This is a genomic window from uncultured Sulfitobacter sp., from assembly GCF_947500075.1.
GTDB lineage: Bacteria > Pseudomonadota > Alphaproteobacteria > Rhodobacterales > Rhodobacteraceae > Sulfitobacter.
Genome location: NZ_CANMQS010000004.1, coordinates 543,406 through 569,110, shown reverse-complemented (window position 1 = coordinate 569,110; position 25,705 = coordinate 543,406). Strand labels below are relative to the sequence as shown.

General features: G+C 63.3%; 20 protein-coding genes. 8 read left to right on the top strand and 12 right to left on the bottom strand.

Features of this window, described 5'->3' with window-relative positions; translation table 11 throughout:
- Positions 1-3: 3 nt before the first annotated feature.
- Positions 4-1,653 carry a protein translocase subunit SecD gene (gene secD, locus Q1A91_RS15635; RefSeq protein ID WP_299879343.1) on the bottom strand — a complete coding sequence of 550 codons (1,650 nt, stop codon included), beginning with the start codon at positions 1,651-1,653 and terminating at the stop codon, positions 4-6.
- Between the two features lie 58 nt (positions 1,654-1,711).
- Complete coding sequence (gene yajC / locus Q1A91_RS15630) at positions 1,712-1,990, bottom strand: preprotein translocase subunit YajC (protein WP_299879341.1); 279 nt, start codon at positions 1,988-1,990, stop codon at positions 1,712-1,714.
- Positions 1,991-2,182: 192 nt separating this feature from the next.
- Between yajC and Q1A91_RS15625 the strand changes: the two genes are divergently transcribed.
- The 4 genes from Q1A91_RS15625 (at position 2,183) to Q1A91_RS15610 (ending at position 6,101) form a co-directional block, all read left to right on the top strand.
- Positions 2,183-2,902, top strand: coding sequence for a trypsin-like serine protease (locus Q1A91_RS15625; protein WP_299879338.1), 720 nt, complete (start codon positions 2,183-2,185; stop codon positions 2,900-2,902).
- Positions 2,903-2,983: 81 nt separating this feature from the next.
- Entirely contained in the window at positions 2,984-4,276 is a 1,293-nt protein-coding gene (serS, locus tag Q1A91_RS15620; protein WP_299879335.1) for a serine--tRNA ligase, read from the top strand.
- A 478-nt stretch (positions 4,277-4,754) separates the two neighbouring features.
- Positions 4,755-5,288 (top strand): hypothetical protein, encoded by a 534-nt coding sequence (locus Q1A91_RS15615; protein ID WP_299879333.1) that lies wholly within the window; start codon positions 4,755-4,757, stop codon positions 5,286-5,288.
- Positions 5,289-5,384: 96 nt separating this feature from the next.
- Positions 5,385-6,101: a hypothetical protein gene (locus Q1A91_RS15610; protein WP_367278684.1), complete on the top strand. Its 717-nt coding sequence runs from the start codon at positions 5,385-5,387 to the stop codon at positions 6,099-6,101.
- 5 nt (positions 6,102-6,106) lie between these two features.
- Here the strand turns inward: Q1A91_RS15610 and der are convergent, their stop codons facing one another.
- The 3 genes from der to Q1A91_RS15595 all read right to left on the bottom strand — a co-directional run bounded on the left by der (position 6,107) and on the right by Q1A91_RS15595 (position 9,743).
- Entirely contained in the window at positions 6,107-7,564 is a 1,458-nt protein-coding gene (gene der / locus Q1A91_RS15605; protein ID WP_299879332.1) for a ribosome biogenesis GTPase Der, read from the bottom strand.
- 57 nt (positions 7,565-7,621) lie between these two features.
- The gene (locus Q1A91_RS15600; RefSeq protein WP_299879330.1) at positions 7,622-8,977 is read right to left on the bottom strand and encodes a PQQ-like beta-propeller repeat protein; all 1,356 of its coding nucleotides are present in this window, start codon (positions 8,975-8,977) and stop codon (positions 7,622-7,624) included.
- 82 nt (positions 8,978-9,059) lie between these two features.
- Positions 9,060-9,743 (bottom strand): hypothetical protein, encoded by a 684-nt coding sequence (locus Q1A91_RS15595; RefSeq protein ID WP_299879327.1) that lies wholly within the window; start codon positions 9,741-9,743, stop codon positions 9,060-9,062.
- Between the two features lie 232 nt (positions 9,744-9,975).
- On the opposite strand from Q1A91_RS15595, the gene Q1A91_RS15590 reads away from it, so the two are divergent.
- From Q1A91_RS15590 to Q1A91_RS15580, 3 genes are all read left to right on the top strand, one after another.
- Positions 9,976-11,208: an efflux RND transporter periplasmic adaptor subunit gene (locus Q1A91_RS15590; protein ID WP_299879491.1), complete on the top strand. Its 1,233-nt coding sequence runs from the start codon at positions 9,976-9,978 to the stop codon at positions 11,206-11,208.
- The gene (locus Q1A91_RS15585; protein WP_299879326.1) at positions 11,205-15,149 is read left to right on the top strand and encodes an efflux RND transporter permease subunit; all 3,945 of its coding nucleotides are present in this window, start codon (positions 11,205-11,207) and stop codon (positions 15,147-15,149) included. The genes Q1A91_RS15590 and Q1A91_RS15585 overlap by 4 nt, the downstream gene beginning before the upstream one ends.
- A 96-nt stretch (positions 15,150-15,245) precedes the next feature.
- Positions 15,246-15,698: a DUF302 domain-containing protein gene (locus tag Q1A91_RS15580; RefSeq protein ID WP_299879488.1), complete on the top strand. Its 453-nt coding sequence runs from the start codon at positions 15,246-15,248 to the stop codon at positions 15,696-15,698.
- A gap of 163 nt (positions 15,699-15,861) precedes the next feature.
- Here the strand turns inward: Q1A91_RS15580 and Q1A91_RS15575 are convergent, their stop codons facing one another.
- Entirely contained in the window at positions 15,862-17,616 is a 1,755-nt protein-coding gene (locus Q1A91_RS15575) for an ABC transporter ATP-binding protein/permease (protein WP_299879485.1), read from the bottom strand.
- Positions 17,617-17,894: 278 nt separating this feature from the next.
- Positions 17,895-19,388 carry a LysM peptidoglycan-binding domain-containing protein gene (locus Q1A91_RS15570; protein ID WP_299879325.1) on the bottom strand — a complete coding sequence of 498 codons (1,494 nt, stop codon included), beginning with the start codon at positions 19,386-19,388 and terminating at the stop codon, positions 17,895-17,897.
- A gap of 102 nt (positions 19,389-19,490) precedes the next feature.
- On the opposite strand from Q1A91_RS15570, the gene Q1A91_RS15565 reads away from it, so the two are divergent.
- A complete protein-coding gene (locus Q1A91_RS15565) occupies positions 19,491-20,054 on the top strand; it encodes a TIGR00730 family Rossman fold protein (protein ID WP_299879323.1) in 564 nt (187 codons plus the stop codon).
- Between the two features lie 334 nt (positions 20,055-20,388).
- Here the strand turns inward: Q1A91_RS15565 and Q1A91_RS15560 are convergent, their stop codons facing one another.
- From Q1A91_RS15560 to Q1A91_RS15540, 5 genes are all read right to left on the bottom strand, one after another.
- The gene (locus Q1A91_RS15560) at positions 20,389-20,988 is read right to left on the bottom strand and encodes a superoxide dismutase (RefSeq protein WP_299879320.1); all 600 of its coding nucleotides are present in this window, start codon (positions 20,986-20,988) and stop codon (positions 20,389-20,391) included.
- A gap of 60 nt (positions 20,989-21,048) precedes the next feature.
- Positions 21,049-21,513, bottom strand: coding sequence for a hypothetical protein (locus tag Q1A91_RS15555; protein WP_299879318.1), 465 nt, complete (start codon positions 21,511-21,513; stop codon positions 21,049-21,051).
- Positions 21,514-21,607: 94 nt separating this feature from the next.
- The gene (locus Q1A91_RS15550) at positions 21,608-22,021 is read right to left on the bottom strand and encodes a hypothetical protein (RefSeq protein WP_299879316.1); all 414 of its coding nucleotides are present in this window, start codon (positions 22,019-22,021) and stop codon (positions 21,608-21,610) included.
- An 83-nt stretch (positions 22,022-22,104) separates the two neighbouring features.
- A complete protein-coding gene (locus Q1A91_RS15545; protein WP_299879314.1) occupies positions 22,105-22,677 on the bottom strand; it encodes a sarcosine oxidase subunit gamma in 573 nt (190 codons plus the stop codon).
- Positions 22,670-25,687 carry a sarcosine oxidase subunit alpha family protein gene (locus Q1A91_RS15540; RefSeq protein WP_299879312.1) on the bottom strand — a complete coding sequence of 1,006 codons (3,018 nt, stop codon included), beginning with the start codon at positions 25,685-25,687 and terminating at the stop codon, positions 22,670-22,672. Before Q1A91_RS15540 ends, Q1A91_RS15545 begins: the two co-directional genes overlap by 8 nt.
- Between the last annotated feature and the right edge of the window lie 18 nt (positions 25,688-25,705).

Here is a 25,705-nt window from a genome sequence, read left to right as displayed (position 1 = left end):
GGATCAGACCTCAACCGTTTTGGGCCGCTTGGCCTCGAACCAGATCACCACCATCAGGCGGGTCACGAAAATCGCCGTAAAGACCGACGTGATGATGCCCAGCCCCAGCGTGATCGCAAAACCCCGCACCGGGCCGGAGCCCATGGCAAAGAGGATCGTTGCGGTGATCAGCGTGGTGATGTTGGCGTCGATGATCGCGCTCAGCGCTTTTTCATAGCCAAGGGAGATCGCGCGGGCGGGGCCTTTGGCGGTTTTGAGTTCCTCGCGAATACGCTCGAAAATCAGCACGTTGGCGTCCACGGCCATCCCCACCGTCAGCACGATCCCCGCAATGCCGGGCAGGGTCAGGGTCGCGCCGATGAGGCTCAGCAAGCCAAAGAGAAGGCCCACGTTGATGATCAGCGCGATGTTGGCGAAGATCCCGAAGAGGCCATAGCTGACGAACATGAAGAACAGCACCGCGACGAAGGCCACGATGGTCGCGACCTTGCCTGCGTCGATGCTGTCTTGGCCCAGTTCCGGGCCGATGGTGCGTTCTTCCAGAAAGTCGAGGCCCGCAGGCAAGGCACCCGCGCGCAGCAGCACGGCCAGATTGGTCGATTCCTCGACCGTGAAATTCCCGGTGATGATGCCGGACCCGCCCGGAATATGGCTCTGGATGGTGGGGGCGCTGATCACCTCGTCATCGAGCACGATGGCAAAGGGCGCGCCAATGTTCTCAGCCGTGTAGTCGCCGAATTTGCGCGCGCCGGAGGTGTTAAAGCGGAAGTTCACCGCAGGGGAGCCGTTCTGGTCAAAGGCAGGCTGTGCATCGACCAGTTCTTCACCTGTCACGACGGCAGCGGATTCGATGGTGTAGAACGCCCCCGGCTCATCAATCGACGGCACGATCTTGTTGCCGATGCCGGGATTGGCATTCTCATCCGTGCCGCGGCTGACCACCGGGTTGAAGGTCAGCTGCGCGGTGGTGCCAATGATCGCTTTCAACTCAGCGGCTGAGCCGACACCAGGCACCTGAATGAGGATCCGGTCCGCGCCCTGCCGTTGAATGGTGGGCTCCCGTGTGCCCACTTCGTCGATGCGGCGGCGGATGATCTCCAGCGATTGCTGCATCGTGCGTTCATCGGTGGAGGTGCGTTCGGCCTCTGACAGGGTGATGGTGATGATCCCATCCGCGCCGTTCACGTCAATGTCGTTTGCCGCGATGCCGGTGATGGACGGTACGGGCCGCGCCAAATCGCGTACAACAGCCAGCGCTTCGGCCATCTTGGTGGGGTCCTGCAAGCGCACGCGCAGCTCATCGGAGGGTGATTCCTGCCGCCGGACAGGGGAAATGCTGCGCAGGGCGTCGCGCACCTCGGGCCATTGCGCTTCCATGCGGGCAGCATAGACCTCCGCCAGCCGCACTTCGGCCAGCAGATGCGCACCGCCGCGCAGATCAAGGCCAAGGTTGACCAGACCCGACGGCATCCATTCCGGCCAGAGCGCCACCTGTGCTTCCAGTTCAGGCGTGGCACCTGACAGCTCAATCTCCTTTGCCGCGTCGTTGTGTTGCTCAACAGGTGTGTAAAAGAGGTTGGGCATCGCCAGCCACAGGCCCACGGCGCAGGTCAGGACAATGGCAATCCGTTTCCACAGGTCAATCTGAATCATCGGTCCGCCTTTTCAGCTTGCGGGTCGTCGCGGCGTGGGGCGGTGTGGCCCCGCGCGCTTATTTGGCGGGTTCGGTCTTGGACACCACGGTGGCGATGGTGGACTGGACCACGCGGACTTTGACACCGTCGGCGATTTCCACTTCGACTTCACCGTCATCCTTGACTTTGACAACCTTGCCAATCACCCCGCCCTGCGTGACCACCTGATCCCCCCGGCGCAGCGCGGCCACCATGGCGGCATGTTCCTTCACCTTCTTTTGCTGGGGCCGGATCAGCAGGAAGTACATGATCGCGAAAATCAGGATCAGCGGGATAAATTGCTCGATGCCTTGCATGGGGGTCCTCTTGTCTCAGGGCTGCGGCAGGTGGGGCTTGGCCCCCCGCTGCGTTTGGCAGAACCTATGCGCGGGCGCAGGCCAATGCAAGGCGATCCGGCGGGGTTTGAGTGGAGATATGATGGGGCCTTGGCAGGTCACCGGGAAAGAGGCAGTCTGCCCTTCGTGCGATGTCCGCCGGGGGGAGATCAGATGAACATGTGGCGCAACGCCCTGACGGCGCTGGCCCTGCTCTGCGCCCTGCCGCTGGGGGCGCAGACCGTTGAACCCCTGCGTCCTGCGGAAGCTGCGATGTTCGCCGCCGTGGGTGTGGTCAACAGCGAAGGGCCGCTGGGCGACAGGGGATGCACCGGCACGCTGATTGCGCCTGATCTGGTGCTGACGGCGGCGCATTGCGTTGGCGATGCGGTCGGCACGCGCTGGTTCATGCCCGGTGGGCTGGGACCGCGGGCGCGGGCCGCTGTGCCATCGCGCGCCATCCACATCCATCCCGCCTATGCCGAACGTGAGGGCATGGCGCGGTTTGCGGTGGATCTGGCATTGCTGCATCTGGCGCGCCCGCTGCCCGCCAGTGTCGTGCGCCCGCTTCCCTTGCTGGAGGGGGAGGCGCGCAATGCCACACAGTTTGCCACAATCGGCTTTCTGCGCAGCGGCACGCTGGCCCCTGTGGGCCACTTCGATTGCCCGCTCCGGCAGGGCCGCCTGAACCGGCAGATGGAGCTGGGCTGTCCTGTGGTGTCGGGCAATTCCGGCGGCCCGGCGCTGCTGCGCAGGCCCGCAGGCTGGCGGGTTGCGGGGGTGCTGGTGGCGCGGCTGGGCACGGGAGAGGAGACCACCGCCTTGACCGCCCCACCCGACCGCTGGCTGCGCGAGACGGTGGCGGCCCTGTCCGGCACCCCGCGCGGCGGTTGAGGGTTGCGGCAAATCTCTGCTGTCCCTTCCCGCAAGTTTCGCTAAAAGATGGGGCGACACAGCCCTTCAAGGAAGAAACCCATGCACGACATCCGCGCCATCCGCGAAAACCCTGACGCTCTGGACGCCGCACTCGCGCGCCGCGGGGATGCGCCGGTGTCCTCGGAGGTGCTGGCGCTCGACACGGCCCGCCGCGCCAAGATCGCCGCGGCTGAGGCGGCACAGGCCGAGCAGAACAAGGCCTCCAAATCTGTCGGGGCCGCCAAGGCCAGTGGCGATGAGGCGGAATTCGAACGCCTGCGCGCGCTGGTGTCCGAGAAAAAGGCCGAAGTGGCCGAGATGCAGGCGGAAGCCAAGGCGCTGGACGCGCAGCTGACGGACATGCTCGCCCGGCTGCCCAACAGCCCGGCCGAAGACGTGCCGCAGGGCGCTGATGAAAACGACAACGTCGAGGTGCGCACATGGGGCGGCAAACCCAACTTCGACTTTGATCCCGTTGAGCATTTCGAGATCAAGGGCGTGGCAGCGTCGATGGATTTCGAGACCGCTGCGAAGATTTCCGGCAGCCGCTTTGTGGTGCTGTCCGGTGCCGTGGCCCGCATCCACCGCGCGCTGGCGCAGTTCATGATCGACACCCATGTGGATGAAAACGGCCTGACGGAAGTGAACCCGCCCGTGCTGGTCACCGATGAGGCGATGTACGGCACCGACAAACTGCCCAAGTTCGGCGAAGACAGCTACCGCACCGAAGAGGGCATGTGGCTGGTGCCCACCTCCGAAGTGCCGCTGACCTATACGGCAGCCGATCAGGTGGTCGAGGCGGCCACCCTGCCCCGCCGCTACACCGCGCATACGCTCTGCTTCCGCTCCGAGGCGGGCAGCGCGGGGCGTGACACCGCTGGCATGCTGCGCCAGCACCAGTTCGAGAAGGTGGAGATGGTCTCCATCACCCATCCCGATGAGAGCGAGGCCGAACAGCAGCGCATGTTGCGCTGTGCCGAGGATATTCTGGAGCGGCTGGGCATTGCCTACCGCACGGTGATCCTGTGCACCGGCGACATGGGCTTTGGCGCGCGGCGGACGTTTGACATTGAAGCCTGGGTGCCGGGGCAGGCAACCTACCGGGAGATTTCCTCCGTCTCCACCACCGGGGATTTTCAGGCGCGGCGCATGAATGCGCGGTTCAAGCCTGCCGACGGCGGCAAGCCGCAGTTTGTGCATACGCTTAATGGCTCCGGTCTGGCGGTAGGGCGGTGCCTGATCGCGGTGCTGGAGAATGGCCAGCGCGCGGACGGGTCTGTGGTGTTGCCGGAGGTGCTGGGGCGCTATCTGGGCGGTAAGACGACGCTCAGCGCGGATGGGGTGCTGGTGTAGCACGCTACAGGTTTTGTCGCGCTGCTTGGCGGACGGGGCACTAGGATATTTTTGGCCAAAAAGAGGGGCCAGGGCGGTGGCAGGGTGTCTGACGTGGCCTCTGGCTGTTGCGTGGTGCCCGCAAGGGGAGAACGCGGGCACTACGGGTTCTTAGGGTGTTTTGGGTAGAACCCGTCCTCATCGCGATGACCGCAGGCGGGGCTTTCCACCCCGTCCGCACTTTAGGATAGAGGCCCCGTGACGGGGGCTCACGTTTGACGTTACACGTGCGGGGGACACCCTGCTCAGACATCCGAACGGCGGCGCCGCCTTTTTATCAACGGCCTTTCCGATAGACGCAGAACACGCAGGGATTGCCCTGACGTGGGTGCTGCGCGTTGCACTACGCGGCAAAGGTATCGTTTGGGCAATCAATATGCCATTGACGGGCCGCGCGCGGGTACTTTAAGCGACGGTGCAGGACGTTATAGGGGACAAGATGGCCCACAGATCCTTCGCTACCCGCGCTGCATACCTCGCACTTGCTGCATGTTCCTGCTTTGCTTTCGAGCATCACACTGCATCGGCTGCGGAGGCGGTTCCCAGTGTTGTCGTGTCCGTTCAACACCCTCCCCTCGGTTTCATCGAAGAACTCGAGACGCTTGGGAATGGACAGATCGAATTCAGTCAGAAGCATGAGACCTGGACTTCCTTCTTCGCGGCTGACGTCTGGATCTTCTTTGTCGCCGGAAAGTCCGAACTCAAGCAGTTGCCCGATGGTGTGCTTCAGGCGATACGGAGCCCTGCTGCAAAGACGCTTCGAGAGTCCACGCGTCTCGAAGCACTTACCAATCTGAAGATAGAGCTCAACGGTGAAAGAGACGTCGACATACAGATCTTCAACATGAGCCAATTCCGTGAAAATAGTCCTTTTGAAAGAGCCTGCCTGACCGCCAGTATGACGTTCTCGCAGCTCATAAATGCGGACACCGCAGCCAGCCAAAAAAGGGTTGCGCAATGTGCCGCCAATTAAGTGCGCGTCCATGAACGCATGAGACCAAGTACTACTCTTTGACATGGGGGGCGGGGCTGCTACCTGTTTGGCTGTACTGAACAAAAAGGTTCAACCATGTCTGCGCTGCTGCGCCCGGGCCTTGCCCTGCTTACCCTCCTGCTGGCCATCGCATTTGCCGTCTCCCCCTTCGTGGTGCTGGATTTTGACGGCTTTGATCCCAACCAGTTCCCCGTCCCGCAAGAGGACCCGCCGGTGCAGCCTGCGGGCTATGCGTTTTCGATCTGGGGGCTGATTTACCTTTGGCTGACGCTCGGCATGGCCTGGGGGATGCTGCGCGCGCCGCGCGATGGGCAGTGGCATGACATGCGCCTGCCGCTGTGTCTGTCGCTCGCCGTGGGCACGGTCTGGCTGGCTGTGGCGGTGGCCAGCCCGGTCTGGGCGTCGGTGCTGATCTGGGTGATGTTGCTGAGCGCGCTGGCCGCGCTGTTCATTGCGCCGCGCTATGATGTGGTCTGGGCCGCATGGCCAGTGGGGCTCTATGCCGGGTGGCTGTCAGCGGCGTCTTGTGTGTCGCTGGGATTGCTGGCAGCGGGCTATGGCGTGATGGATGAGGTCACGGCGGCGATGGTGTTTGTGGGCCTTGCGATTGTGCTGGCGGTGGTGGTGCAATCCGCGCTGCGCCGGGTGCCGACCTATGGCATCGCGGTGATCTGGGCGCTGGTGGCCGTGGTGGTGGAGAATTGGGGAGTGACCCCGCCGGTGGCCTATCTGGCCCTGGGCGGGGCGGTGTTCATGCTCTGGCCGACAGTGCGGGCCTATCAGCGGGCGTAATCGCTTCAGTCCTTGCGCCGCCCCTGCGTGTGTTTGCGCAGCTTCGAGGGCGCGGCTTTCTTGCGGCCCTTGTAGGGGTTGGCGTCATTCTGGCCGCGCATCCACAGCCGGATGGGCGTGCCCGGCATGTCAAAGTCGAGCCGTAAGCCATTGACAAGATAGCGGTTATAGCTGTCGGGCACTTTGTCAGGGTGGCTGCACATCACCACGAAACCGGGGGGGCGCGTCTTGGCCTGCGTCATGTAGCGCAGTTTGATGCGTTTGCCCTGCGGTGCGGGCGGCGGGTGCTGTTCCAGCATGCCGGTGAGCCAGCGGTTCAGCTGCGCGGTTGTGACCCGGCGGTTCCACACCTCATAGGCGCGCATCACCGCGTCGTGCAGGCGGTCCATGCCCCGGCCCGTCTTGGCCGACACCGTGATCAGCGGCGCGCCGCGCAGTTGCGGCAGCAGGCGTTCGAATGATTCTTTGAGGTCCTTGAGCTTGGCCTGACGGTCTTCCTCGATGTCCCATTTGTTCACCGCGACGACCACCGCGCGGCCTTCCCGTTCGGCCAGATCGGCGATGCGCAGGTCCTGTTGCTCAAAGGGGATTTCCGCGTCCAGCAGCACGATCACCACTTCGGCGAATTTCACCGCGCGCAGGCCGTCGCTGACGCTGAGCTTTTCCAGCTTCTCCTGCACCTTGGCTTTCTTGCGCATGCCTGCGGTGTCGAAAATCCGCATCGGCACACCCTGCCATTCCGTGCGCAGGGAGATGGCATCACGGGTGATCCCCGCTTCCGGTCCGGTCAGCAGGCGGTCCTCCCCAACGATCTGGTTGATCAGGGTGGATTTGCCAGCGTTCGGGCGGCCCACCACGGCCACCTGCAACGGTTTGGCGTTTGTGGGCTGCGGGACGGCAAATTCATCACCGTCTTCGTCGAGGTCCACGTCCGTTTCAGGCGCGTCGTCCTGCGCCTTCTCCGCAAAGGCATCTGCCAATGGCATCAAGACGTTATAGAGGTCTGTTAAACCTTCGCCGTGCTCTGCGGACAGGCTGATCGGATCGCCCAGACCCAGCGAATAGGCCTCCATCACGCCCGCTTCGGCCGCGCGGCCTTCGGCTTTGTTCGCGGCGAGGATCACCTGCTTGCTCCGCTTGCGGAGGATGTCGGCAAAGACCAGATCCGACGGCGTGATCCCCGTGCGGGCATCCACCATGAAAAGGCAAATGTCGCACATGTCCACCGCCCGTTCCGTCAAACGGCGCATGCGGCCCTGAAGGCTGTCGTCGGTCACCTCTTCCAATCCGGCGGTGTCGACCACGGTGAACCGCAGATCCGCCAGCCGTGCGGCGCCTTCGCGCAGGTCGCGCGTCACCCCCGGCTGGTCATCGACCAAAGCCAGACGTTTGCCCACAAGGCGGTTGAAGAGTGTGGATTTGCCCACATTCGGGCGGCCCACAATGGCGAGGGTAAAGGACATGACGGCTCACAGGGTTGGCGGCCCGGTATGGCCCGCTCAGACGCGCGCTATAGCCCCTTAGCGGAAGGCGTGCAATTGCCCCTTGGTGGAGACGACATAAAGCGTACCCCCTGCCACAACCGGTTGCGTGGTCGCGCCATGGGGGATTTCCACCGCCCCTACCAGCGCACCGCTGACCGGATCAAAGCTGCGCAGCACGCCGTTGTTGGAGGCGACGATCACCCGGCCTCCGGCCACGATGGGCCCGTGGTGGGCATAGACCTCGGACTGGCGCTTGGGCTTTTCCTTGACGAATTTCTCAAGCGGCACGCCCCAGATGCGGCTGCCGTCGCTGGCGTCCAGACGGACAAGTTCGTTCAGATCGGTGATCGCAAAGACGCTGCCACCCACGGGCCAGACCGGGCGCACCGCGCCGTCGCGGGCGGTCCAGCGGGCGTTGCCGCTGTCCACGTTCAGGGCGGCCAGACGGCCCGATTGGTTGCCGACATAGACGGTGTCGCCAGACACCACAGGCGCGCTGGTCACGTCAGAAAGCGAAGACAGCGCCCGGCCGGGGCGTTTGCCCACAACAGAAGCATCCCAGCGGGCCACGCCGCCCCGGCGGAACACGGCACGCACTTCGCCGGAGCCGAAGCCGAAGATGGCGAATTGATCGGTCACGGCAGGCGCAGGCGCGCCCAGCACGTTGGCATAGCTGGTGCTGGCACCCACCTGCCACTGCACCTTGCCATCGGATTTGCGCACAGCCCAGCCGGTGTCGTCCCCCCCGGTCAGATAGACCAGATCGCCCACGATCGTTGGCGTGCCGGAGCCGGAGGCATCCAGATCCTGCTGCCAGCGCAGGCCGCCCGTCTCCACGTCCAGTGCGGCAAGGATGCCGAAACCGACGGAGACATAGAGCGTGTTGCCTTCCACTGCGAGGCCCCCGCCGGACCCCTGCCCTTCGCTGTCGGCAGGCGGTGTCAGGTCGCGTGACCACAATGTCGCGCCAGAGGTCGAGGTTGCCGTCACCCGCGCGCCGGCATCCAGCGTGAACACGCGGCCCCCCGCCACAACGGGGGCCGCGGTGATGCGTTGCTTGCGGCTGTCGCCTGCGCCGATGTCCGCGCTCCACGCCAGTTGCGGGGCCGCGCGCAGGGCGGGATGGGCGGTGCGGAACTGCGCCGTGCCGGGGCTTTGCGCCCAGCTTGCGTTGTTTGCGGCGGCCGGCAGGGCAATCGGCTGGCTGGTGTTCTCGGCCTTCACTTCGCCTTCAAGCGGCGCGGCAAGTTGCGGGTCTTGCAGAACCGACCGCACGTTTTCGCGCAGGCCCGGCAGATATACCTGGTCCTCCGCACAGGCGGTCAGCAGCAGGGTGCCTCCCATCGCAGCGCCCAGAAGCGTCTTTTTGCCAAATCCAGAGTGCTGGTTCATCGTTCTGCCCATTCTGTCACGTGCCTGTGTCGTGGCCCTTGTTCTTGTTGCCCGTCTGCCCGGTGCGTCCTGTGGCCGTGGATCAGTTGTCTGTTCCTGTGGTCCCGGCGGCGCCAGCGTCGGGGTTGCCCCCCAGCGCCACAATCACCTGTAGGGCGCGTTGTTGCAAGTCCTGGGTGAGTTCGGCATCGACAAGGATCGCCTGATAGCGCTCAAGTGCGGCATCCGTGTCACCGGTCTCAACGTCGATCAGGGCCAGTTGCTCAACCGCCAGCAGGCGCAGCGGGTTGCCGGGCTGGGCCAGCGCCTCAAACGCGACGCGGCGGGTGGCGGCATCGGTGGTGCCGGCCTGAAGCGTCAGCGCCTTGAACTGCGCAATCTGGCGGTAGATGGCGGGCACATCGCCGTCCAGGGCAAGTGTTTCCAGCGTTGCGGCAGCCGCAGCGGGATCTCCCGCCTGCACCTGTTCGGCGGCCGTCATCAGCCGCAGAACAGCCGCCCCCTGCGGCGACGCGGCGGAGATATCCGCCAGCGCGCCTGCGCGCGTCGTGCTGTCATCCACCGACAAGGCCGCCAGCATCGCATCGCCCAGCGCCTCAGCCTCTGCGCGGGCCTGCGCCTTGCGCACCTCAAGCCAGGCCACGCCGCCGATGATCAGCGCCAGCACCAGCGCGGCAATCCAGCCATACCGGCGCAGCAGCATGTACAGCCGGTCGCGGCGCACCTCTTCGGTGACTTCATCAATAAAACTGTCGGTATTGCTCATCCGGCCTGCCCATAGGAGAGATTTTGCCCCTCATACCCCGCACACCGCGCCAAGCCAAGTCCTCCTTTGCCGCAGACACCGCAGGGTGTCGGCAGGAAAGGATCCTCTACCGCTGGCAGAAATTTGCAAAAAAACTGCGCATCTAAACTAGTCAGTTCACTTGTGATACACTACATACCACTTATGCCCCGACATTCTGCGCCGCGGCATGGATTCTGATCGAGGTTTCGACATGCGCATTTTCTCCATTCTCGCCGCAGCGGTTGTGATGCTGCTTTTGGCAATTTTCATCCTGGCCCGGCCTGAATTGACAGCCGCCATCGGCGGACAGCCTGACCCCGAAACGGTTGATGCCGCCCCGTCCGAGGCAGCGGAAGCGCCAGCCGCCAATCTGGTCAAGGTCGTGGCGCGCAAGGTGACCGCGCAGCAGGTCGACAGTGCCGTGATCCTGCGCGGGCAGACCGAAGCCGCGCGGCAGGTGGATGTGCGCTCTGAGACCTCTGCGGTGGTGGCGTCCGAACCGCTGCGCAAAGGCGCGCGGATCAGCGAAGGCGAAGTGATGTGCGAGCTCGACACCGGCACCCGCCAGGCCACGGTCGATGAATGGCGCGCCCGTCTGGAAGAGGCGAAGTTCCGCGTGCCGGAGGCGGAGGCCCGCGTGGAAGAAGCCCGTGCGCGGCTCGAAGAAGCGATGATCAACCAGAACGCGGCAGCCCGTCTCATCCAGGACGGTTTTGCCTCCCAGACTCGCGTGGCCACGGCAGACGCCAACGTCGCGGCGGCTCAGGCCGGTGTCACAACCGCCAGCTCCGGCCTGCGCGCAGCGCTGTCAGGGATTGAAGCGGCGACAGCCTCCCTGAACGCGGCGGAAAAGGAAATTGAGCGTCTGACCATCAAGGCCCCCTTCAGCGGCCTGCTGGAAAGCGACACGGCGGAGCTGGGCAGCCTGCTGCAACCCGGCGCGCTCTGTGCCACGATCATCCAGCTTGATCCGATCAAGCTGGTGGGATTTGTGCCGGAGACCGAAGTGAACCGTGTGACCCTTGGCGCGCGCGCAGGCGCACGGCTGGCCGCCGGTGGCAAACAGGTTGTCGGAGAGGTCAAGTTCCTCTCCCGCGCCGCCGATCCCGAGACCCGCACCTTCCGGGTGGAGATCGAGGTCGATAACGGTGATCTGTCGATCCGGGACGGCCAGACCGCCGAGATTGCCATCGCCTCTGCCGGGGTTGAGGCGCATATCATTCCGCAGTCCGCCCTGACCCTGAACGACGAAGGCACGCTGGGTGTGCGTCTTCTGGAGGAAGGGGACATCGTCGCCTTTGCGCCCGTCAGCATCATGCGGGACACCGCCGATGGGGTCTGGGTCACGGGTCTGCCGACAACGGCCAACATCATCACCGTGGGTCAGGAATACGTCACCGCCGGCGTCAAGGTCGCGCCGACCTTTGAGGAGCTCAGCCAATGACCGGCATCGTCGACTGGGCCGCCTCCCGCGCCCGCATGGTGCTGGCCTTTATCCTGCTCAGCCTCGTGGTGGGCGGGTATTCCTACACCACCCTGCCCAAGGAAGGGGAGCCGGACATTGAAATCCCGGCGCTCTTCGTTTCCGTGCAGTTCCCCGGCATCTCGGCCGCGGATTCCGAAACCCTGCTGGTCAAACCGATGGAGACGGAACTGTCCGATCTGGATGGGTTGAAAACCATGTCCGGCACCGCGGCGGAGAATTATGCCGGTGTGGCGCTGGAGTTTGAGTTCGGCTGGGACAAGACCAAGATCATCGCCGATGTCCGCGATGCGATGGGCAAGGCCGAGGCGCTCTTTCCCGATGGCGCTGAGACCTATTCGATCAACGAGATCAACTTTTCCGAATTCCCGATCATCATCGTGAACCTCACCGGCCCGGTGCCGGAACGCACCATGGCCCGCGTAGCCAAGGATTTGCAGGATGAACTTGAGGGCCTCGATGCCGTGCTGGAAGCCGCCCTTGCAGGCAACCGCGATGAGATGCTTGAAGTCCTGATCGATCCTTTGCGGCTGGAGGCCTACAACGTCACCGCCGGTGAACTGATCAATGTGGTGCAGAACAACAACCAGCTGATCGCGGCAGGTGAAGTGGAGACAGCCAACGGCACATTCGCGGTCAAGATCCCCTCCAGCTTTGACGAAGCGCGCGATGTCTATGCCCTGCCCGTCAAGACCAACGGCGACCGTGTGGTCACGCTGGGCGATCTGGCAGAGATCAACCTGACCTTCGAGGACCGCACCGGCACGGCCCGTTTCAACGGGGAGAAGACGCTGGCGCTACAGGTGGTCAAACGCAAGGGTTTCAACCTGATCGACACCTCCGCGCAGGTGAAAGAGATTGTCGAGGCACGCTCCGCCAGTTGGCCCGATGGGTTGCAGGCGGCGGTGACCGTGGGCACCTCGAATGACCAGAGCCGCATCGTGGATTCCATGGTGCAGCAGTTGCTGGGCTCGGTCTTTACCGCTGTGGCGCTGGTGATGATCGTGGTGCTGGCCGCCCTTGGCATCCGGGCTGCGTTGTTGGTGGGGTTTGCGATCCCCACGTCGTTTTTGTTGTGTTTCGCCTTTCTGGCGCTCATGGGCATTTCGATCTCGAACATCGTGATGTTTGGTCTGATCCTGGCCGTGGGGATGCTGGTGGATGGCGCGATTGTGGTGGTGGAATACGCCGACAAGCGCCAGCAAGAGGGCGCGGGCCCGATGCACGCCTATGTCGAGGCGGCGCAACGGATGTTCTGGCCCATCATCTCCTCCACCGCGACGACGCTTTGTGCGTTTTTGCCGATGCTGTTCTGGCCCGGTGTGCCGGGGGAGTTCATGGGTATGCTGCCGGTGACGCTGATCTTCGTTCTGTCGGCATCGCTGGTGGTGGCGCTGGTCTATCTGCCGGTGATGGGCGGTGTGACGGGGCGGTTGGAGAACCTGATCTCCAACATGATGGAGCGTTTCTCCAGACTGCCACTGTATCTACATCTGCCGCTGGCCCTTCCGGGACTCGCCGTATGGGCCGTTATCATTGTCGGGATCCTTGGCTTCATAACCAGCTTGATCACCGGGCCATCTGCAACCGCAGTTGCCGAACCAGATAGTCCAACCCCTTTCCCGTTCAGCTATATCAACAGCCTGTTTGACGCTATGGACGGCGCAAACATCGTCGGATCGGTTGCGCCAACCTTTCTGAAGGTGTTCTTAACCCTTGCTGCTACCTCTGCGGTGGTGGGCATCGTGTTGGGTATCGCCTTTGTCTGCGCTGTGGCCGCACTTGGGCTTTTGACGCGGCTGGGGCGGTTTGGGCGCTGGGTTCTGGCCAAGATCACCCCTGCCAGCCGTCAAGGCATCTCCGCAGGGTACAAACGCTCTCCCTTCGGGCGGGTCATTGCCTTTATTGCGGGCAACCCTATCATGCCGCTGGTCATGGCCGGCACCGTCTTTGTCTTTGTCGGCAGCGTGCTGATCTACTTCTCCAACAACTCCAAGGGCGTCGAGTTCTTCGTGGAATCCGAACCCGAACAGGCGATTGTCTATGTCCTTGCCCGTGGCAACCTCTCGCTTGAGGAGAAAGACCACCTGCTGGAGAAAGCCGAAGCCGTGGTCATGGCGCATCCGGGCGTGAAAACGGCCTTTGCCTTTGCCGGCGAAGGCGGTCTGGACAGCAACACCGGCGGTGCCATCGCCCCCAAGGACACCATCGGCCAGATCCAGTTTGAAACAATCGCCTGGGAAGACCGCCCCGTGCGCGAAACCCCGCTCTTTACCGTGCCTTTCGTGAACTTTGACGTGATGCGCGAAACATCCGATCCGGCCTTTGACGGCGACACCATCATTGATGAGTTGACGGCGTCCTTGCAGGACATCCCCGGCATCCGCGTCGAAATCCTCGCGCAGGACCGCGGCCCTGCCTCCGGCAAGCCGGTGCATCTGCGGCTCAAGTCCGACAGCTGGACCGACCTGCTGGCGGCCACTGAAATCGCGCGGGCGGAATATGACCGCACCCCCGGTCTGACCCTGATCGAAGACACCCGCCCCCTGCCCGGCATCGACTGGCAGATCGACGTGGATGTCGAGAAAGCCGGCCGCTATGGCGCGGATGTTGTGACCGTGGGCGCCATGGTGCAACTGGTCACGCGCGGACTGCTGCTCGATACGATGCGGGTCGATACCTCGGATGAAGAGATCGAGATCCGCGTGCGCCTGCCCGAAGAGGACCGCCTGCTGTCCACGCTGGACACGCTGAAGGTGCGCACCGCCGACGGTCTGGTGCCGCTGAGCAACTTCATCACCCGTACGCCGGTGGCCAAACTGGCTGAGATCAGCCGGGTTGATCAAAAGCGTCACCTCGATGTGAAGGCGGATGTGGCCGCAGGTCTGGTCAAAGCTGTGCGGCTGGAAAGCGGCGGCACGGATCGCACGCTGGGCATCAACCTGGCCACATTGCGGGAGACCGACGCGGAGGGTGATGTCACCGCTCCAGACGGCACAGCGTACAGGATCCTGCGCACAACCGATGCCGGTGCCCTGATCGATCTTGAACGCGCCGTGAGCGAGGGGGAGGTCAGCCTCATCCCCGTCAACGCCAACGAACGCATTGCCGAGATCACCAAATGGCTTGACACCAAACCTTTCCCCCTTGGTGTCACCTATGAATGGACCGGCGATCAGGACGACCAGGCCGAAAGCCAGGCTTTCCTCAGTTCCGCCTTCACCGCAGCACTTGGGCTGATGTTCATCATCCTGCTGGCGCAGTTCAACAGCTTCTACAACGCCATTCTGGTGCTGCTGGCGGTGGTCCTGTCCACCACGGGTGTGCTGATCGGCATGCTGGTGATGGATCAGACGTTCTCCATCATCATGACCGGGACGGGGATTGTGGCGCTTGCGGGCATTGTGGTGAACAACAACATCATCCTGATTGACACCTATCAGGAATATGAACGCTACATGCCCCGGATCGAGGCGATCATCCGCACCGCGCAGGCGCGTATCCGGCCCGTGCTGCTGACCACGATCACCACCATGGCGGGCCTTGCGCCGATGATGTTCGGCATCAGCCTGAACTTCGCCGACGGCGGCTATACCATCGACAGCCCCACGGCGCTGTGGTGGAAACAGCTGGCCACGGCTGTGGTGTTCGGCCTCGGCATCGCCACAGTCCTGACGCTGATGGTGACGCCCTCGATGCTGGCCATCCGGGTCTGGGCCACGACCTATGTGCGCTGGATCGCACGGCTGCTGGCGCGGATGTCGCTGGGCCGGGCCAGCCGCGCGGCACAGGACTGGTCTCTCGCGCGCGATGCGCGGCGCGCGCGCACGCAGGAGATCGTCTGGGATACCTCAGACCTGCCCCCCCATGCAGGCCCTGCGGGCTTCACCCCGGCGGAATGACACCGATCAAGCCATTGTGAGCGTGCAGCCCTTATGCTGCGCGCTCACCCTGCTACGCTCCGGCCATTGTTCAAAGGAGAGACCGATATGTCCCGCATGCCCACACGCCTGATGGCCGCCGCCGCTGTCACCGCCGCCATGGCCCTGCCCGCCGCAGCCGAGCTGATCCACAAGATGTCCCCCCATTCCGTGAGCGTTACCATGGACCGCCTCGCTGCTGCCGTCGAAGGCGCGGGGGCAACGGTCTTTGCCCGCGTCGATCACGCAGGCGGTGCGGCAAAGGTTGATATGGAACTGCGCCCCACCGAACTGCTGATCTTCGGCAACCCCAAACTGGGCACGCCCGCGATGCTGGACGGCCAGACCGCAGGCCTTGATCTGCCGCTGCGGGTGCTGGCCTATGCGGATGCCGACGGCATGGTGCATGTGACCTACCACAACCCCGCCACACTGGCCGCAACCCACGGCCTGCCCACAGACGCCAAATACATCCAGTTGATGACCGGCGCGCTGGACAAACTCACGTCCAAAGCCACCGCCGCCGACTAAAACAACCGCAGGCGCCGGGCCTCTCCCCTTCTCGGCCCGCGCCTGCCACACCTGCATCACAGCACAGCCCCCGCGACCCTATCGCTGCCCTGCCCCCTCTTTTTGGCCAAAAATATCCCGGCGCAACAGCACCCCAAAACGCAGCCCCCACGTTCAAGCGCTGCTAGGCTTCCTCGGATTGCTGACGATGCCACAACTGGGCATAGCGCCCGTCCTGCGCCAAAAGCGCGTCATGCGCGCCCTGCTCGACAATCTCGCCCTTCTCCAGCACGACGATCCTGTCGGCCTCCGCGATGGTCGACAGCCGGTGGGCAATGGTCAACACCGTGCGCCCCTGCCCGGCGCGGCTCAGGGCGTCCTGAATGTCGCTCTCCGTCTCTGAATCCAGCGCCGAGGTTGCCTCATCCAGCAGCAGGATCGGCGGGTCCTTCAACAGCGTGCGCGCAATGCCGACGCGCTGTTTCTCGCCACCTGACAGCTTCAACCCGCGCTCTCCCACCTGGGTGTCATAGCCCTGCGGCAGGGACTGGATGAAATCATGGATCTGTGCGTCCCGCGCGGCCTGTTCGACCTCAGCCTGTGTGGCCCCGTCGCGCCCGTAGGCGATGTTATAGCGCACGGTGTCGTTAAACAGCACCGTGTCCTGCGGCACCACGCCAATGGCGCGATGAAGGCTGGCCTGGGTCACATTCCTCAGGTCTTGTCCGTCGATCTTCAGGGCCCCGCCCTGCACGTCATAAAACCGGAAGAGCAGCCGCCCGATGGTCGATTTCCCCGACCCGGTGGAGCCGACAATCGCCACGGTTTCCCCCGGTTTGGCTTCCAGCGTCACCCCTTTGAGGATCTGCCGATCCGGGTTGTAGCCAAAGCTCAGGTTCTCCAGCGTGACATGACCGCCCGTTACCTTCAGGTCCGGCGCGTCTGGCTTGTCGGTGATCTCTGCGGGTTGCTCCAGCAGGCCGAACATCTCGCCCATGTCCACCAGCGCCTGCCGGATCTCCCGGTAAACGGTGCCAAGGAAATTCAGCGGCACGGTGATCTGGATCATATAGGCGTTGACCATGACGAAATCGCCCACCGTCAGCGTGCCATTCTGCACCCCGATGGCGGCCATCACCATCACGCCCACCAACCCTGCGGTGATGATCAGCGATTGGCCGAAGTTCAGAAAGGCGAGCGAGTAGCTGGTCTTGATCGCCGCTTCCTCATAGCCCGCCATGGCGGCATCATAGCGGCGGGCCTCACGTTCCTCGGCGGCGAAGTACTTGACCGTTTCGTAGTTCAGCAGGCTGTCGATGGCCTTCTGGTTTGCGTCGGTGTCCTGGTCGTTCATCTTGCGGCGCAGGCGCACGCGCCATTCGGTCACCGCAAAGGTGAACCAGACGTAGACCGCAATGGTCAGCGCCACGACCCCCAGATAGGACCAGTCAAAGAGCACCGTCAGGATCACCCCGATCATCACCAGTTCCAGGATCAGCGGTCCGATGCTGAACAGCATGAACCGCAACAGGAACTCCACGCCTTTCACGCCGCGTTCGATGATCCGGCTCAGCCCGCCGGTCTTGCGGGCGATGTGATAGCGCATGGACAGACGGTGGATGTGGGTGAAGGTTTCCAGCGCCAGCATCCGCAGGGCGCGCTGGCCCACGCGGGCAAAGATCGCATCGCGCAGCTGCTGGAAGCCGACATTCATCAACCGCGCCATGCCATAGGCCACGGTCAGCCCCACGGCCCCCAAGGCCAGCATCGGCGCCCCTTCGCCGGACAGCGCATCCACCGCATCGCGGTAAAACAGCGGCGTGGCGACCGAAATCAGCTTGGAGATGACCAGTGCCACCATCGCCCAGACCACCCGGCGCTTGACCCAGGGCATGTCGCGGGGCCACAGGTAGGGTACCACCTTGCGCAACACCAGCATGGCGGATTCGCGCTCTGCTGCGTCCGCCTGACGGGCCTCGGCTTCACGCTGCTCTTCGGTTTTGGGTGTATCGTCGGCGCTGGCGGTATCGGCTGGCATCTGGGGCTTTCCAAAGGTTGACCGTTACATAGCCCTCAGGACCCCGACTTGCCAGTGCCCGCATCGCTGCAACTCCGCCCTCTTCCAAATGGTTCAAAAAACCCGGGGTCTGGGGCTGGCCCCAGTCCCGTCCCATCCTCCCGCGCTGCCAGAGCCGATCCCGCACAGCCCCTTATGGCCTAGTCCGGCAAATCAAACACCTGTCCGGGATAGATCAGATCCGGATCCCGGATATCATCCGCATTGGCCTGAAACACCCGCACATAGAGCAGCCCATCGCCATAACGCTCCCGCGCAATCGCCCAGAGCGTGTTGCCGCGCTGCACGGTGATGCGTTTGAGCGGCCCGTCCTGATCGGCCGCCGCCTGCACCAGCACAGCGGGGTCTTCGCGTTTGAACGGTGTCTCCACCCGGCTGGTGACAGAGCCGTCCGCGGCCACCTCATCCACCCGCAGGGTATAGACCCCTTCGTCAATGTCCGGCAGATCACCGCGCCAGCGACCTGCTGCGTCCACCGCAAGGTCCGCGATGGGGGCGTTGTTAAGATAGACGCGCACGCTTTGGGTTTTCACCTGCGCACGGCCCGACAGCTGCACATTCCCCAGATCGGAATAGCTGATCGTGTCGAGTGCCACGCGTTTCATCACCTCAGGCGGCTGGGTGTTGAGCAGTTCCACCCCGTCAGAGGTGGATTTCAACACCACGGATGCCGTGGGCGCTGCGGGTGTGGGGCGCGCGGTTGCGCTGGGGGTGGCAGGCGGGTCGACCTGCGCGACGGCGACGTCCACCGGCTGCGCGGGCGGATCGTCAGCTGGCGGCTGGGGAGCAGATGTAGCGGTGTCGGTTGCAAGGGCCTGCGGTGCGGGCGTGGCAGGTGCGGTGGCGACTGTCGTCTGGGGGGGATCCGGCGCATCGGAGGGGGGTGCCGCCTCAGCGGTGGTGGTTTGCGTGCGCGGCACCTCAACCGCTTCTGCAACCACCTCGGCGGGGGGGGCTTCCTCTGTTGGCCGTTCTTCGGCGGCGACAGCGGGCGTCTCGGGGGCGGGTGCCGGCTCAGGGGTCGCTTCGGCAAGGGCGACGTCTTCTTGCGCAGTGTCCTCTGCCGGTGCTTTTGCAACAGCAATCGGCGCAAGGATGATCTGATCATCAGAGGCCAGCACCTGCCCGTCCACGATCTGCTCAAGGCTCAAAACATGGCCCTCGCCACTGGGCGGGATCATCAGGAAGGTGGCAAATTTACCGCTGCTGTCGGCAGTGACACGTGTCACCTCCACTCCGTTTTGCAGCACGCTCAGGACCGCACCGGGGGCGGCCCGACCGGCGATGATGGTCATCCCGTCGCCTTCGCGGCGGACCTCATCAAAGGCAGGCAGGATCGGGTCCGGGACTGGAGCTGGGGCGGAGCGGGCCATGTCTTCCGCAGGGCTCACATCCTCTGTGGCGGTGGTTTCGACAGGCGGCTCGGCTTCTGCCGATTCTTCACGCTCCACCACGGGGTCCGGGGCAGGCGCCGCTGCCACCGGGGGGGCCTGGGTCGGGACAAGAGCGGCTTGAGACACATCCGTGGACCGGCCCAAGCTGTACCACGCGGCACCGCCCACGATGACGACGCTGGCGCCCGCCGCCAGCCACAGGCCGGCCGCACCACTCAGACCTGATCCGCTTCCGCTCATGCCAACACCCCCCACAAGGTTGAGGCTTTCTATCAGCGGCGGTAACAGGGGTCAAAAGACCCGCTGCTCTCAGTCGATGATTTCTCCGTGAAAGGCGCTGTAATGACCCAACCTGCCCCCCAAAAATCGGTCTGCGTCTATTGCGGCTCGCGTCCCGGCGATGATCCGGCGTTCACCCGCGAGGCCGAAGCGCTGGGAGCCGGGCTGGCGGCGGCGGGGATGCGGCTGGTGTATGGGGCGGGCGATGTGGGTCTGATGGGGAGCGTGGCGCGGGCGGCGCAGACGGCGGGCGGGACCACCTTTGGCGTCATCCCGCAGCTTCTGGTGGATTGGGAAGTCGGCAAAACGGACCTGACCACCTATGTGGTGACCGAGACGATGCACGAGCGCAAGAAAGTCATGTTCATGAACTGCGACGCAGTGGTGGTCTTGCCGGGGGGTGCAGGGTCTTTGGACGAGTTGTTCGAAGCGCTGACATGGCGTCAACTGGGGCTGCACGAGAAACCTATTTTTATCGTGAATACAGATGGATACTGGACGCCTTTCATGCAGCTTCTGGCGCATGTGGTGGCGCGGGGCTTTGCCGATGCAAGCCTGTTGGGATTTGTGCGCGAAGTGCCGGATGCGGCTGCGACACTGACCGCTTTGAAAGCGCACTTTGGCTGAGGGGAGCGCAGAATTTTTCAAAAATTCTGACCGGAAACTTTCAAAGTTTCCGCCCCCCGTTGCAAAAAGGAAAGCGCCCCGCCGTGAGGCGAGACGCTTGATGTAGGCATCGAATTCTTCGAAGAATTCGGGCCGGAAATTTCGAAATTTCCGTGGCGTTGTTTACAGACGCGAAGCGACGTTTTCCCAGTTCACCCAGACTGCCACACAACGGCGGGCGTAGGTGACTGGGAGAGCAACGCTGGCCGTTACAGCCTCGAAGCGACGTTCTCCCAGTTCACCCAGACTGCCGCACAGCGGCGGGCGTAGGTGACTGGGAGCGCAACGCTGGCCGTTACAGACGGGAAGCGACGTTCTCCCAGTTCACCAGATTGTCCAGGAAGTTCGCCAGATACCCCGGCCGGGCATTGCGGAAATCAATGTAATAGGAATGCTCCCACACATCACAGCCCAGCAGCGCCGTCTGACCAAAGCACAGCGGGTTCACGCCGTTTTCAGTCTTGGTGACCTTCAGCCCGCCATCCGCGTCCTTGACCAGCCACGCCCAGCCAGAACCGAACTGGCCCGCGCCTGCGGCTTTGAAGTCATCCATCATCTTGTCGACAGAGCCAAAGCTCTCCACGATGGCTTTTTCCAGCTCACCGGGCATCTTGCTTTCACCGGGGCTCATCATCTCCCAGAACTGGTTGTGGTTCCACAACTGGCTGATGTTGTTGAAGATCCCGTTCTGTGCGACGGCAGAGGCGTCATAGGTGCCAACGATGATCTCTTCGAGGGATTTGCCAGCCCATTCGGTGCCTTCAATCGCCTTGTTCCCGTTGACCACATAGGCGTTGTGGTGCTTGTCGTGGTGGAATTCCAGCGTCTCCGCGCTCATGCCGTTGGCGGCAAGGGCGTCGTGGGCGTAGGGAAGATCGGGGAGTTCAAAAGCCATGGAGAGGGCCCTTTCGGTTATTTTGCATGTGCCTCACACATCGACCGAAACGGGCTGAAGTCAACCCCTGAGGAGACGATTCACCTCTTTATCAGAAAGGTTTTTGCGCAGTGCACAAGTGCCGTTGCCCCGCACCGACTCGCTATATCGCTGAGGCTTGCCGCGCACTTTGATCTTGCCTGTTTTGGTGTCCAATGTGCCCGAGAATATGAACGAGGGAATGGGGTTATCATAGACATCAGCCATCATCCCGTAAGACCAACGCAACTTGAGCGCATCCCCCTTTTGGCGCACACGGACAGGCCGGGGGGCGGCTTTATAGCCCCGCGTATGATCGTCGACGATTTTGGCACTGCCCTGTCCATCAAACACCATTGTCAAATCGCGGGGCACCCACCCGCCCGGTCCGGCGGTTTGCTTGATCGTGCAATTATAAGCCATCCCGCCCGCCAACGCTGGCGGAGCAAGCAAAATCCCCGATACGATGGTTGCGGCCGCGAGGCCGGGCATACGACTTTTCATCATTGCACTCCGATCAGGTTGTTACCGCCCCAGAACGCCGGGCATCCCGGCGCTTCAAGGCGTAAGGGTCGTCGCCAAACCGCCGAAGCGGTTTGTGTTAGCTGGTGCGCTTGCGGCAGGAGCCGGGGCTGCGCAGGCCCGTGTCGTAGTGGCCGGGGCGCAGGGTCAGCTCAATGCCGCCGCTCGATTTGGAGATCGAGGCGCGGTACTGAAAGTTGTTGAACGTCTGGCCACTGTCAGCGCGTGCATTGTTGATGGTCCAGGTGATCACCAGCCGTTTGTCATTCTCCCGGACGATCGTGCCGGGCAACGGCTCCTTGTTGAAATGGAGCGTGACAGCATCGACCACCTTTACGGTGCCGTCTCCGGGCAGGACAAAAGCGATCTTGGGGGATACCCAGCCCTTGCCCTGTTTCACATAAGTCATGTCACAATCGTACATGTAGCCGGGCGCGGCTTGGGCTGCGGAGGCGGTGAGGGCCAGAACGGCAGACAGCAAAATCTTTTTCATCAAACAAACTCTCAAAAACACACAAACTCAACACCAATGAACATAGAGCTCATTTGACGATCACACAACCAGACGGTGTAGACTTATCCGTAGTAATTGACCTCAGACCCCGGCATTGCGGAAACGTTGAGCAGGTCAAAGACGTATTGTGCCACGGATCGGAAACAGACGATGCGGAAGCAATCCTCCTGCGGCATCCAGAGTGCTGCCGCGACCTGGGCGAGTCGGGTGCGGCGGAACATGCCGGGGGTGAAGGCGCTTGGGTGCAGGTCGACCGGGGCGAGTTTGGCCATCACGTCGCGGGCGTGGGGGCCTTTGAGTTCAAACACCACGCGGGCGTCGGAGACGTTGACGGCCAGCGCGAACTGCCCCGCTACGGCCGCTGCCAGATCGGCGGTGCGGTCCTTGGCTTCCGCGTAGGGGCACAGGATCAGCAGCTCATCGGGGGACATCCACGCCATGCCGCGGTCGCCTTCGGTGTTGATGCGGCGTTGTTCAGGCAGGTTCACGCCGCCTGCGGCAACCGCGGCTTTGATCAGCGCCTTGTCCGCCAGATCGCCGCGCAGGGTGATCATACCAGCGGGGCCAACTTCGGAAATCTGAACGATTCCAGTGCTGTCCGAGGCGTTCTTGAGAGCAGATACAGGATCAGACATTCTGCTTCTCCCCTTCCTTGTCATAGAAAACCGGGTCAACGATGCGGGCCTGATAGGTCTTGCCATCGGTACCGGGGAAGTCGATCACCTCCCCCATGCGGTCCGGGCCATGCAGGACCAGCCCCATGGCAATGCCGCGGTCCAGCGTGGGGGAATGGTAGGTCGAGGTCACCCGCCCGATCATGTTGCGCTGGCCGTTCTCGTTGGTGCCCGCGCCCACCGCATAGGCCCCATCGGGCAATGTGCTGCCGTCCACGGTCTCAAGCCCGACCAGTTTCCAGCGGTTGGGATCAGCCATGTGGCTGCGCGCCTGCGCGCGTTTGCCAAGGTAGTCGTCTTTCTTTTTGCTGAGCGCCCAGTGCAGGCCCAGATCCTGCGGGATCACCGTGCCGTCGGTCTCATCCCCGATCATGATGAAGCCCTTCTCCGCCCGCAGGATGTGCAGGCATTCGGTGCCGTAAGGCATCACGCCCAGATCCGCACCAACGGCCATCAACGCATCCCAGAACGCCTGCCCATGGCTCGCCTCTACGGCGATCTCATACGACAACTCACCCGAGAAGGAGATGCGGTAGACGCGCACGGGAAAGCCGCCCAGCGTGCCGTCGGTCCACTCCATGAACCCCAGTGCCTCGCGTGAGACATCCATGCCGCCGAGGTTTTCCAACGCGGTGCGTGCGTTGGGGCCGACCACGGCGACCTGCGCGTATTGCTCGGTCAGGTTGGCGACGTGGACTTTCCAGTCCCACCATTCGGTTTGCAGCCATTCCTCCATATGGGCATGGATGCTGTCTGCACCGCCCGTGGTGGTGTGGCAGAGCCATGTGTCCTCATCAATCCGCGCGACAACGCCGTCGTCGATGAGGAAGCCGTTTTCGGAGCACATGAGGCCATAGCGGCATTTGCCGGGTTTCAGGGTCGACATCATGTTGGTGTAGAGCATGTCGAGGAACCGACCTGCGTCAGGGCCTTTGACCAGCAGTTTGCCCAGAGTGGAGGCGTCCAGAAGGCCCAGCTTCTCTCGGGTGTTCTTCACTTCGCGCATCACGGCGTCATGGGTGCTTTCGCCTGCGCGTTTGAAGGCATAGGGGCGGCGCCACTGGCCGACGGGTTCGAATTCCGCGCCGTTGGCTTCGTGCCAGTTGTGCAGGGGCGTGCGGCGGATGGGCTGGAACACATCGCCGCGCGCTTCGCCCCCGATGGCGGCCATGGCGATCGGGTGATAGGGCGGGCGGAAGGTGGTGGTGCCGACGCTTGGAATGTCCGTGTCCAAGGCACCCGCGAGGGTCGCCAGACCGTTGATGTTGCTCAGCTTGCCCTGATCAGTGGCCATGCCCAGCGTGGTGTAGCGTTTGGTGTGCTCAACCGAGACGAAGCCCTCCTGCGCGGCCAGCCGCACGTCGGAGACCTTCACGTCATTCTGATAGTCGAGCCAGGCCTTTTCGCGCAGTTTGACGGACGCGCCCTGGGGCATCATCCAGACAGGCATGAGCGGCGCTTCTTCGCGCCGGGTGGCTTTGGGGGCGCTGTCCCCCTTGGGCAGTTTGAAGTCGAGCGTGGTGGCCACGCCATCGCCCGCCGCATGGGCATCGCAGAGCACGTCATCCAGCGCAAAAACGCCGGAGGCCGAACCTGCGGTTGTCACAAACCCCATGCCGTCCGCGCCTTTGGGCGGGTTATCCACATCTGGGCTAAAACAGGCCTTTTCGGCGTTCCAGACCAACTTGCCGCCACAATGGGACCACAGGTGCACCACCGGGGACCAGCCGCCGGACATGGCGACGGCATCGCAGGGGATCTCTTCCAGCACCGCACCTTCGCCGGCCTGGCTGCAAATGGCGACACCGGTCACGCGCTTGGTGCCTTTGACGGATGAAATGGCGTGGCCCATCAGGATGCGGATGCCCAGCGCGCGGGCCTGTGCGACCAGTTCGCTGTCCTGCGGCAGGGCGCGGGTGTCAAGGATCGCAGGCACGTCGAGCCCAGCATGCTTGAGCGAAATTGCCGTTAGGTAAGCATTGTCGTTGTTGGTCACGACCACCGTGCGGTCGCCCGTAGAGACCCCGTAGTTGACCACATAGTCGCGCATAGCAGAGGCCAGCATGACACCGGGGATGTCGTTGCCCGCAAAGCTGAGGGGGCGCTCAAGCGCACCCGTTGCGGTTACCACATGTGCGGCGCGCACACGCCAGAGGCGATGCCGCGGCCCCGGCGTATCCGGCGCATGATCGCGCAGGCGTTCGTAACAGGTGACATATCCGTGGTCATAGACACCCGCGCCCATGGTGCGTGTGCGAAGCTGGACATTGTCCAGTGATTTCAACTCGGAGAGGATTTCTTCCACGAAGTTATCCACAGGCTTGCCGTCGATGCTGCCGCCGTCCACGGGGGCACGACCGCCCCAATGTTCGGTCTGTTCGACCAGCATGACCTGCGCCCCTGCCCGCGCCGCTGTCCGCGCCGCCGTGAGGCCCGCCACACCGCCGCCGATGACCAGCACATCGCAGAAGGCGTAGAAATGTTCATAGGTATCGTCATCGCGTGCCTGCGGCGCTTTTCCCAGGCCCGCGGATTTGCGGATGATCGGCTCATAGACGTGTTTCCACGCCGCTTGGGGGTACATGAACATCTTGTAATAGAACCCGGCGGGCAGGAAGCGGCTGAGCTTGGCGTTGATCGCACCGACGTCGAATTCGAGGCTGGGCCAGTGGTTCTGGCTTTCGGCTTTAAGCCCCTCGAAGAGTTCGGTGGTGGTGACCCGCGCGTTGGGTTCGAATTTCCCTTCGCTGCCGAGGTTGACCAGCCCGTTGGGTTCTTCCGCGCCTGAGGCCACCAGCCCGCGCGGGCGGTGATATTTGAACGAGCGGCCCACCATCATCTGGCCGTTGGCCAGAAGCGCAGAGGCAAGCGTGTCGCCTGCGTATCCGCGCATCTGTTTGCCGTTGAAGGTGAAATTCAGCGGCCTGTCGGTGTTCAACAGGCGACCGCCGTTGGCGAGGCGTGTGCTCATCTCAGCAGACCTTTCGCA